This is a genomic window from Brevibacillus sp. HB1.4B (assembly GCF_013284285.1).
Taxonomy (GTDB): Bacteria; Bacillota; Bacilli; order Brevibacillales; family Brevibacillaceae; genus Brevibacillus; species Brevibacillus porteri.
In genome coordinates this window covers 639,603-649,337 of the sequence record NZ_JABSUT010000001.1, presented here as the reverse complement: position 1 = coordinate 649,337, position 9,735 = coordinate 639,603, and the positions used below count along the sequence as shown (strand labels likewise).

The 9,735-nt window shown below is 42.5% G+C and carries 8 protein-coding genes; 4 read left to right on the top strand and 4 right to left on the bottom strand.

Features of this window, described 5'->3' with window-relative positions; translation table 11 throughout:
* Positions 1-65: 65 nt before the first annotated feature.
* From tycA to HP398_RS03145, 4 genes are all read right to left on the bottom strand, one after another.
* A complete protein-coding gene (gene tycA, locus HP398_RS03160; protein WP_173621802.1) occupies positions 66-3,344 on the bottom strand; it encodes a tyrocidine non-ribosomal peptide synthetase TycA in 3,279 nt (1,092 codons plus the stop codon).
* 708 nt (positions 3,345-4,052) lie between these two features.
* Positions 4,053-5,201 (bottom strand): AI-2E family transporter, encoded by a 1,149-nt coding sequence (locus HP398_RS03155; protein WP_017248470.1) that lies wholly within the window; start codon positions 5,199-5,201, stop codon positions 4,053-4,055.
* A 259-nt stretch (positions 5,202-5,460) separates the two neighbouring features.
* Positions 5,461-6,651, bottom strand: coding sequence for an MFS transporter (locus HP398_RS03150; protein WP_017248469.1), 1,191 nt, complete (start codon positions 6,649-6,651; stop codon positions 5,461-5,463).
* Positions 6,652-6,654: 3 nt separating this feature from the next.
* Positions 6,655-7,071: a MarR family winged helix-turn-helix transcriptional regulator gene (locus HP398_RS03145; RefSeq protein ID WP_017248468.1), complete on the bottom strand. Its 417-nt coding sequence runs from the start codon at positions 7,069-7,071 to the stop codon at positions 6,655-6,657.
* A 74-nt stretch (positions 7,072-7,145) separates the two neighbouring features.
* Between HP398_RS03145 and HP398_RS30785 the strand changes: the two genes are divergently transcribed.
* The 4 genes from HP398_RS30785 (at position 7,146) to HP398_RS03135 (ending at position 9,731) form a co-directional block, all read left to right on the top strand.
* Positions 7,146-7,712, top strand: a complete 567-nt coding sequence (locus tag HP398_RS30785; RefSeq protein WP_254475804.1) for a hypothetical protein — start codon at positions 7,146-7,148, stop codon at positions 7,710-7,712.
* Positions 7,621-8,586, top strand: coding sequence for a hypothetical protein (locus HP398_RS30780; protein ID WP_254475802.1), 966 nt, complete (start codon positions 7,621-7,623; stop codon positions 8,584-8,586). The genes HP398_RS30785 and HP398_RS30780 overlap by 92 nt, the downstream gene beginning before the upstream one ends.
* Before the next feature lie 33 nt (positions 8,587-8,619).
* Positions 8,620-8,775, top strand: coding sequence for a hypothetical protein (locus HP398_RS30775; protein ID WP_254475800.1), 156 nt, complete (start codon positions 8,620-8,622; stop codon positions 8,773-8,775).
* Positions 8,776-8,927: 152 nt separating this feature from the next.
* Positions 8,928-9,731 carry a MerR family transcriptional regulator gene (locus HP398_RS03135; RefSeq protein WP_371736704.1) on the top strand — a complete coding sequence of 268 codons (804 nt, stop codon included), beginning with the start codon at positions 8,928-8,930 and terminating at the stop codon, positions 9,729-9,731.
* The last annotated feature ends 4 nt before the right edge of the window (positions 9,732-9,735 follow it).

The following is a 9,735-nucleotide window of genomic DNA, read 5'->3' as shown; positions in this document are numbered from 1 at the left end:
CATATTTTCATAATAATGTAAGTCAAGAACATGTTTTTGCCCACAAAATATTAGCAAGCGCTTATTTAGTTAAGTGTATTGGCAAGTAATTCAAAGATGTCGTCCATTTCTTCCATTTGAAGTCCTTTCATACTAAAGTCACTGGGAGTCCGTTCGACTTCTTTTTTCTGCAAGCAATGAGTGATGATCGCCCGGAGATGTTTTCGATAGCTCTCACTCAGTTGATGAATGGACTCTTCTCTAAACTGCTCCTCGCTGTAAGTAAACGTGATGAGAAGCTCTCCACCTTCCATTCTTCCTGTAATATTCAAGGCGGTATAAATCTCGGAATCGGGACTCAGATTGTTCTTTCCATCAGCACCGAGCGAGTTACCTGAACTATACGGAGAACGGGTAAACAATTCGTTGTTAAGGCCTGAGTCAAATTGACCCAAGTAGTTAAACGTCACTTCGGGAGACAAGGAATAGGACAAGGAACGTCGTTTTTCCGGTTCTGTCATATATTTTAAAATTTCATAGCCAATGCCTTTATTGGGGATCTTCCTCAAGTTTTCTTTCGTGCATTTGATATGTTCAGGTAAGTGATTCATTTGACTCAAATCTAGTAAAACTGGATATTGGGACGTAAACCATCCGATTGTTCTTGTCACGTTAGCGTGTTCGATCACATCCTCGCGTCCGTGCCCTTCCAGATTAATCACGATTTGGTCAAGCCTGCTCCACTCTGCAACGGCCAGCCCCAACGCTGCCAGTAACAAATCATTAATTTCTGTTTGATAAGCAGAATTAGCCTGCTTCAACAATTGTTCGGATTCCTCTGCTAACAATCCGACCTGTATGTTGCGGATACTCTTCTGTTTGCAGCCATTCGTTTCATAGTCTTTCGGAAGGGAAGCATGCCTAGCTTCTGATTCAAGATTCTCCCAATACGGGATTTCTCTCACCAACTCATCACTATTTGCATACTCGTTCAGCCATACTGCCCAATTTTTAAAAGAATCCGTTTTTTCTGGGAGAATGATTTCTTTTCCTGCTAGAACTTGACTGTAGGCAGTTGCTAGATCCTCAAACAGAATGCGCCAAGAGATTCCATCCACGACTAAATGATGGATGGCCAAAAACAAATGATCGCCTTGGAGCGTATGAAACAGCGCTGCCTTTACCAACTGTCCCTCTTCTAAATTCATGCTGCTATGCAAACGTTTCGTCTCTTCTTCGATTGCTTGCTGGACATCCGAATGCGAGGTCAGATCATATTGAAGGAATTGGTATAATTCGCTACCCAATCCACGATTCTGTTGAACGATTCTCCCATTCTCGTTCCGATAGACCATGCGTAGCGCGTCATGATGCGAAAGGATTTTATCTAAGGCCTTACGGATGGCTTCAGGCTCAAATCCCTGCTCACGATACAACACATACGATTGATTCCAATGAAACATATTTGTAAAGTTCTTTTCAAAGAACCATTGTTGTATGGGCGTTAAGGTAACAGGACCTTCGATGATTCCCTGCTCGCTTCTCCTCGTCGTACTTTTGACATAGAGAGCAACCTGCGAAATTGTCGGGTAATTCAGCAAATCTTTCGTGTCTAGTTTTAGTTGATAGGCATGCAAACGAGCAGCGACCTGGATCGCTTGAATGGAATCCCCACCAAGTGAATAAAAATTATCGCGAATTCCAATTTTCTCGATTCCCAATACCTCTTGCCAAACGGTTGCGAGAATCGATTCTGTCTGATTTCTGGGAGGTTCGTAAGCAGGATTTGTCTCAGCAGTAACATCAGGTTCTGGCAATGCTTTGCGATCAATTTTGTCATTCGGCGTGAGCGGCATTTTATCCAGCTTCACGAAATAAGAAGGAAGCATGTACGCAGGTAGCTTTTGAGCGGCAAATTCTCTGATCTGCGCAGGAGTTACTTCCAGTTGCGAAATATAGTAAGCGCACAAATAGGGTTGATCGTGTTGGTCTTCCCTAGCGATTACCACTGCCTCTTTTATTTGTTCATGTTTCAGCAAAACGGACTCGATTTCTCCCAACTCAATCCGATGACCCCTGATTTTCACCTGATGGTCGATTCTGCCGAGAAACTCGATTTCTCCATTCGGCAGCCATTTGGCCAGGTCACCTGTCCTATACATCTTCTCTCCTGGAACAAACGGATTATCTACAAATTTTTCGGCGGTCAAATCTGGACGATTCCAGTATCCTCTGGCTAAGCCTACTCCACCTATGCATAATTCGCCTTCACTGCCAATTGGCTGCAATTGTAGCTCTTCATTGACAATATAAGCGTACGTATTTTGAATCGGTTTACCGATTGGGATCGTTTGGTTGAGGAGCACATTGGAAGGTGCTTCCCATATGGTCGCGCAAATGCTTGTTTCCGTAGGTCCGTATGCATTCACGTACCTAACTTTATTTTTCCATCTATTTACTAAAGGGAAGTTAGCAGCTGAACCTGCCGTAATCATGATGCGAAGTGTTGTAAAATGATCTGGGTTGAGGTGAGTCAAATAAGTGGGTGGCAACGTGATGATGGTCAATTCATTTTTATTCAAATAGTTTTCAAAACTGATGAAATCATGAATCGTCTGTTTGGAAAGGATGTAGAGGCTGGCACCGGTTAGTAAAGCCATGAACATTTCCCATACCGATGCGTCAAAAGACATGCTAGCAAACTGTCCAATCCTGTCTGCAGGTGTTACACCGAACGTATTTTGAAAGAATGATTGCAAATTAGCGATCCCTTTATGCTCCAGCATGGTTCCTTTCGGCTTGCCAGTTGTGCCTGAAGTATAGATGACATACGCCATATCAGTAGGTTTGCTTGGCAAGTGAAGATTGGAATCCGAGCGAGAATCCAGCTGTTCTTCCTCGAGTACGACTACAGGACCACGGTATCCGACGTCATAAACAAGGTTACTGACGTTTTTCTGGGTGATGACGATTTTGGTTTGACTGTCTTGCAGGATATATTGAATCCGATCTCGGGGATATTCGATATCGATGGGAACATACGCTCCGCCAGCCTTGAGGATGGCCAGAATAGCTATCACATTTTCAATGGATTTCTCCATCATCACACCGACGATGCTATCTGTTGTTATCCCTTTTTCGATCAGTGCTCTTGCTAATTGGTTAGCCTTCCTGTTGAGCTCCTGGTAAGTTAATCGCTCATTTTCATAAACGATGGCAACTCGGTGTGGCACAGCTTCTGCCTGTTCCTCGAACAACTGATGAATCGACTTATCCTGTGGATATTCAGCCTTTGTATCATTAAACAAGGCTACCTGTTCTTTTTCCCGCTCCAAGTCGATGAGATTGGTATGATTTCCCAACATGTGTCCCCTCCGATAATTGGCAAACTTTTGTCTATCATGAAGTGTGACAATACAATGTGATGGCCAAACAGGTAAACGAAACTGCAAGGAAATGGTCCGCTAAATCTGAAGATGAAGCCTCAGTGACGAATGGATCACATGGGAAACTCCCTCATCAACACCATTTAATATAATGGCCAAATGTAACAAAATATGTGGGTTTTTGTATCTTTTTTGTAAGTATTAACCATTTCTATATTACTATGGTCATGAACCAATTTTCACCTACAAATTCTCCTCGATTTTACATTTTTTCACAATGGGGATAATTCCCTGTTTGCTCAAAGCGGTTTTCAGGACAAAAGTCACTTTCCACTTTTTGGTCGAAACATGTGCGCTGGTACTCTAGACTAATGGAATCAGGACATGAATCCTGACCAATTCGAATGGAAAAAATACATTACCTGAAAACTAATGTGCTGGCCTGCACACCTCCTTACAATCCAGCAGAATAACGTATTCATATGCACCTGTTTGAGAAACTGTTATTCATTATAACAGAGAGTGTTTTGGAAATCAGTTAAAAATTAGGTATTTTTTGTTAATTGTGCTACTTTTTACCCAAACCACTCTTCAATCCCTGCAAAAAAGGCTCACACTTTCTGGTTTCATTCGAAAGTGTGAGCCTTTAGATTTACGATTTCATTGAGGAATTGAAACGGTGGACACCTATTCTTTCAGGATAATATTCTTGTCCTTCAGTCGCTTATTTGTCGTGCTTCTGACGAGGGTATATACGACGGCAAAGGCAGGGATTCCTAGCAGCATTCCCATCAACCCGAACAATGCTCCCCCAACCAATAAGGCTGCTATCACCCATAAGCCATCCAATCCGATTGAATTACCTACCACTCTTGGATAGATAAAATTACCTTCGATTTGCTGCAAGACAAGAATAAAGACAAGGAACCAAATAGCCTTCACTGGATCGATCATTAAAATAATAAAGGCACTCGGAATCGTCCCGATATAAGCACCAAAAATCGGAATGATGCTCGTTACACCAATGATCACACTCACAAGCAGTGCATACGGCATGTTAAACGCCCACATCCCCACAAAACAAAGCCCGCCAAGAATGAGAGCCTCTGTTAGCTGGCCTGAGATAAAGCCACTAAAAGCTCGATTGGTGATTTGTCCAATTTCTACAGCCCGATCCGCCTTTGCTTTTGACGAATAGGCATAAACGAGTTTTTTCGCAATGAGCGTCAACTTTTCCTTATAGAGGAGCAAATAGACGGACAACATCAGCCCCATGATGACATCGATAAAGCTAACAGTAAACATTTTCGTATACGTCAGTAATACAGGGATGGAAGTCAGGAAAAAATGGCCGAACTTATTTACAATTTCATTCCACTTCTCCATAAGTGTATTCCATAAATCGCCGGACAAGTTAAATCTCTCTGCAAAACCATCGACGAAAGCCTTTAATGATTGCATGTCATTCGGAATACTTGACGCGAGCATGGAAATACTCGTGAGAAGCTGAGGGACAATAAACCACATGAGAAATGTAAAAAATACCAGGACAGTCGCCAGCGTTAACAGGATTGAAAAAGGACGCCTTACTTTTAACCAGATTCGATTGTTACCGCGGTTAAGGGGTGAGAAAAGTCTTTCTTCATAAAATCTCATTAAAATGTTCAAGATGTAAGCAATGGCAATCCCATAAATCACAGGATCTAATAAGTCAAATATTTCATAGATAAATGACTTTACAGAAGGAAAATTCCAGACCACAGCAAACAGCAATACGGTGTAAGTCGCGATCATTATGTACTTCTTTATATCTCGCCAGTGTACTTTCTCCATCATTTTCTAGTTGACTCCTAACCTTAGTGAGTTCTAAGTTGATCTGTTTGTTCATAAACTTTTCCATTAATATGTCCACCCAAAAGTATACTATGATTTTCAACCGTTCGTTATCATTTTTCTACTTTCACTAAAACTTCCCTCGAACTTTCCACAATCATGCGTATCAAAAAGACTGCGGAAAAAATAACAGGCTACCGACTAAGGGCAGCCTGCATATCTTCTATAGGGGGCCAAACTCCCCCTTTTTTACTTGGATGAGTTAGGCAGCACGCATCAATTCCCGATCTCGTTTTCCGTGTAGCCAGTAATAAAGCGGGATACTGAAAAGGATGAAGGCAACCATCCCGACGAAAATCGTACGATATCCTGTATGCGGTACGATAAAACCGAGCAGATAGGGCCCGATTCCTAATCCTAGATCATACAAAATGTAGTACGTAGAGGTTGCTAATCCAAAACGATGCGGAGCTGTTACCTTCACAGCTACGGTTTGGGCAATGGAGTTAAAGTTACCGAAGCCTACTCCAATCAATGCAGCAGATAGCAGCAGCATCCAGGAAGTTGAGGTTTGACTGAATAGAAGCATCCCGAGCGCAAATATCACCAGGCTTGGGTATGTCACGATGTTCGCCCCTCTTGCGTCCATTAGCTTTCCTGAGAATGGTCGCGAAAGGATAATGACAATGGCATACACCAAGAAGAAATAACTGGAAGCTGAGGACAGATTAATTTCTTCCGCATAAAACGATAGAAATGACAAGACACCCGAATAGCTGAAGCCGATTATTAAGGCGATGAATGAAATCGGCAAGGCTTTCGGCTCGATGAATTTCGAAAGCAGAGAACCTTTTGCTTCCTCTTTCACATTTGCTGAAGCAAGCGGAACATTGATTTTTGCCATGGCATAAAACATCAAACAAATCAGGGAAAACACAACATTCATCGTAAAGATCCAGGTGAAACCATTTTCAAGCCGCAATAAGATCATGCCGAGAAAAGGACCAATCGCAGTGGCTAAAATCGCACTTAAACTGTAATAGCCAATCCCCTCACCCTTGCGAGACGCTGGCAAGATTTGAGCAATAATGGTACCTGTTGCTGTACTGGCAATACCAACGGCAATCCCTTGCAGCAATCGATTGACCAGTAAAAAGCTGATATGGACTGCAAAAAAGTAAAGCAACGAGGTGACAGCAAAAAATCCTAACCCAATCCAAAGCGTTTTTTTCGTACCAATATGACTAATAGCTCTACCGGTGAGTAATCGGCCAATCAAAGCACCAATGATAAAGATACTGGAAACCAGTCCTGCTGAACTAGTTGAAGCGTGAAATTCTGTTTTGGCATAAGAAGCAATCGTAACCATTAGTAAGAAAAACATAAGTGTCAAAAGAAAATTGATGAAAGAAACAATAACGAACTCTTTCGTCCAAAGCCTATCCTTTTTCACTGATTACCCTCTTCTCTTTAGGTTCATGATTATTTTTTCGAGTACTGTGGCTGCTGCGTCTCTTTCTTCTGGTGAGATGCCCTCCAATATTTCTTCCAAGAACGGATCAGTCGCTTCCATAATCGTCTTATGTAGCGCTTCACCTTTCTCTGACAGATACATAATTTTTTGCCGTTTGTCTGATCCAGATGAAATCGAAATGATTTCACGAGCGGCTAATTTTTGCGCAATGGGTGTTATGGCCGGCTTCTCTACTTGCCAATAATCGGCGACGTCACTAAAAGTAGCAGAACCGTTATTTTTCAAATAACGAATTAACGCCCATTGCGTGACGGATATACCGAATGGAAGTAACTCCTCTTGCAATTGGTTATTGTACATACGATGTGTGAATGCGACTTTTGAAAAGAACGGGTACATGTTAGCTCCTTTGTATTAGTTAATTAATTTAATTAATTATATATCTATTCTTGCTGTTTGAGAAGGTCTAAATCATGATGGCTTACCTTGTGGATTTTTCGGTGCACATTCGTCTAACGTATATCATCATACAAAAGGAGAAAATCATGCGGGCAAAAAGGTTTTTCGCCATTCCCTTCTTATTATTGCTATTCTTGGTACTTTCTTTTCCAATACCTACGCTTGCGAAGAAGTCCTTTCAAAATCCGTATTATGTGTTTAGCTGGGATGAGGCAGGCAATGTCCGCATTACTGATCTGGCGAAAAATGAAATCCTCTCTTCCATTCAGTACCAAGCCGAATATGGCACGATTTACAATGCAATGACTCCTTCCCTTCCGAAAGGAGCCAATCAAATAACGTTGGATCAAAGTCCAGCATTTCAACCAGGAGCAATCATAGAAATTCGCTCCGAATCGTTTGGCGGCATTTTGTACCATGCTCCCAACGTATCGTCACTTGAATTGAATGCAACGCAAAAACAGCTCATCGTCAATCTGGATCACATGAATGATCACAGATATGTACAGATATGTACAGCAAGGCTCAACGAATCAAGTCGGAAAAATCCGCCATGCTTCCGAATATCGTGCAAACGATGAACGGACCAATTCATTTTCGCTGGTAGTTGGGTATCAACCGAAGCTCATGCTGCGATTTATGAGTCAGCCTTCTGGTTTTTTGGCTACGCACGTATGGACAGAGCATGCTGACAAGCAGACGCTGCAAACAAATCGGGCTGTTTATTTCGGCTCCGAGAAGATTACATCGTCGGCACAAGCGACAGGCGGTTTTGTCAAACATCGAATACCAGTTACGAAAAGCGTTTTTTACTCGAATCCGTATTTTCAAGCAAAATCGCCTGTCAATGTCGCCATTGCGCAATGCCCTGAATTTTTGCAGTTTCTGGATGATCTGAATCGGAACGATAATGACATGGGTCTACATACCCTCTATCCTTACGAAATCAGGCACTATCAAAAGACTACGGAAGATGCGTTGCAAGTAATGAAAGATCACTTCCAAAGCAGTACATGGATTGACCATGGGTATTTGAAGTCCAGCTTTGCGTTTAACGCGCTAGACAACCAAACTGCGAATTACTTGGCGCATCAATGGAAAAAATACGACACATCGTATTTTTGGCACTACAGCTCAGAAGATATCGCCAATCCCAATCATGGTCTTGATCTGTACCAACCCCAAAGAGGTGACGCCCTGCGCACCCCTCTCTATTGGTCGCATCCGACAGTCACCGACCCGTTTTATTCATGGTCGGCTGCCATCATTCCGGAAGATACACTGTATCTGTATCGGGAACAAAATCTCCAGCAGCTCATTCAAAATCGTGGGGTTTTTATCAATCATACTTACTTGGCAAGAATTCCTTCCAAAAAGCACGGCGGGAAATTTATCATTCGGGATATCAAAAGTAACTGGATCATACATCCCGATTTTGACCGCTTATTGAAATGAATGGACACCCTGCGCGATCAAGGCAAATTGCATTTGACAACTGTACGTGAAATCAAAGTCTATGTGAACGGGATGAAGCCGTCGCAGAAGAAAGCGGATGGCGATCTGATTTTTTGGTTCGATCTGGAGCCGAATGCAGTCGCTGTTATTGCTGCGAACAAAGTGGATAGTATTGCACTTCAGAAATAAAATAAAAATCGGTCACATCCGGTGGTATCGAAACCCACCGGTTTTTTATTGCCCATTCCCCTTCCCTTGCCGCTTGACTCTCCCCTTAACTGGAAAGTTATACTCGGTACAGAAAAAACGTAAGTATGGAGGTTACCCCATGTTTTAAATCAGTGAATTTGCGAAGATTAGTCAAGTCTCCGTCAAAACACTTCGTTTACTATGATCAAGTTCATTTGCTTAAGCCAGCTCATACCGACAAATTTTCAGGCTATCGGTATTATTCGGCTGACCAAATGCTTCAGCTTAATCGGATTTTGGCTTATAAAGAATTGGGGTTTTCCTTGGATCAAATTCGCCAGATGATGAGCGAGCAAATCCCACTCGAACAAATCAGGGGGATGTTTCGAATCAAGCAAAGCGAGATTCAATCCATTCTGGATAAGGAGCAAGCAAGACTGAATCTGATCAACGATCGTCTGTATGCCATCGAAAATGAAGAGAAAAGCTTGTCTTCGCATGACGTTATTCTAAAAAAAGTAGAACCTCAACTTGTCCTATCCTATCGTCAAAGAACGCCGTTCAATAAAATTCCGGAGCTATTTCAAAAGCTGGACGATTATATGGGGCGTTCAGGTCAATCTTCTCTCTCCAGAATGGTTCTTTGGCATGGCTGTGAGGAGTGCGATGACAACATGGATGTGGAAGTGGCGCGTTTGCTTACTCACGATTTGCAGACCGAACCACCTTTTACCGTTAAGCGATTGCCGGAAATTCCGTTGATGGCTACACTCATCCATCATTGCCGGACGACATGCCGTTGCACTGCGAGTGTCGAATTGGCGATATGGATTGAACGAAATGGATACCGGATCAAAGAGAATGAGCCGCGTCGTGAAATTTGTGTTCGTCGTGAAAATCCCAAAGACCCGGACTCTTATGTCGCCGAGCTCCAGATGGCCGTAGAAAAAGCTTAACAAT

What these genes read in the sequence shown, in the direction of transcription:
- HP398_RS03145 (WP_017248468.1), bottom strand. Translation starts at nt 7,071, where the DNA reads ATGTACCCGTTCTTTTCAAAAGTCGCATTCACACATCGTATGTACAAT.
- HP398_RS03155 (WP_017248470.1), bottom strand. Translation starts at nt 5,201, where the DNA reads ATGATGGAGAAAGTACACTGGCGAGATATAAAGAAGTACATAATGATC.
- tycA (WP_173621802.1), bottom strand. Translation starts at nt 3,344, where the DNA reads ATGTTGGGAAATCATACCAATCTCATCGACTTGGAGCGGGAAAAAGAA.
- HP398_RS30785 (WP_254475804.1), top strand. Translation starts at nt 7,146, where the DNA reads ATGATGGCTTACCTTGTGGATTTTTCGGTGCACATTCGTCTAACGTAT.
- HP398_RS30780 (WP_254475802.1), top strand. Translation starts at nt 7,621, where the DNA reads ATGATCACAGATATGTACAGATATGTACAGCAAGGCTCAACGAATCAA.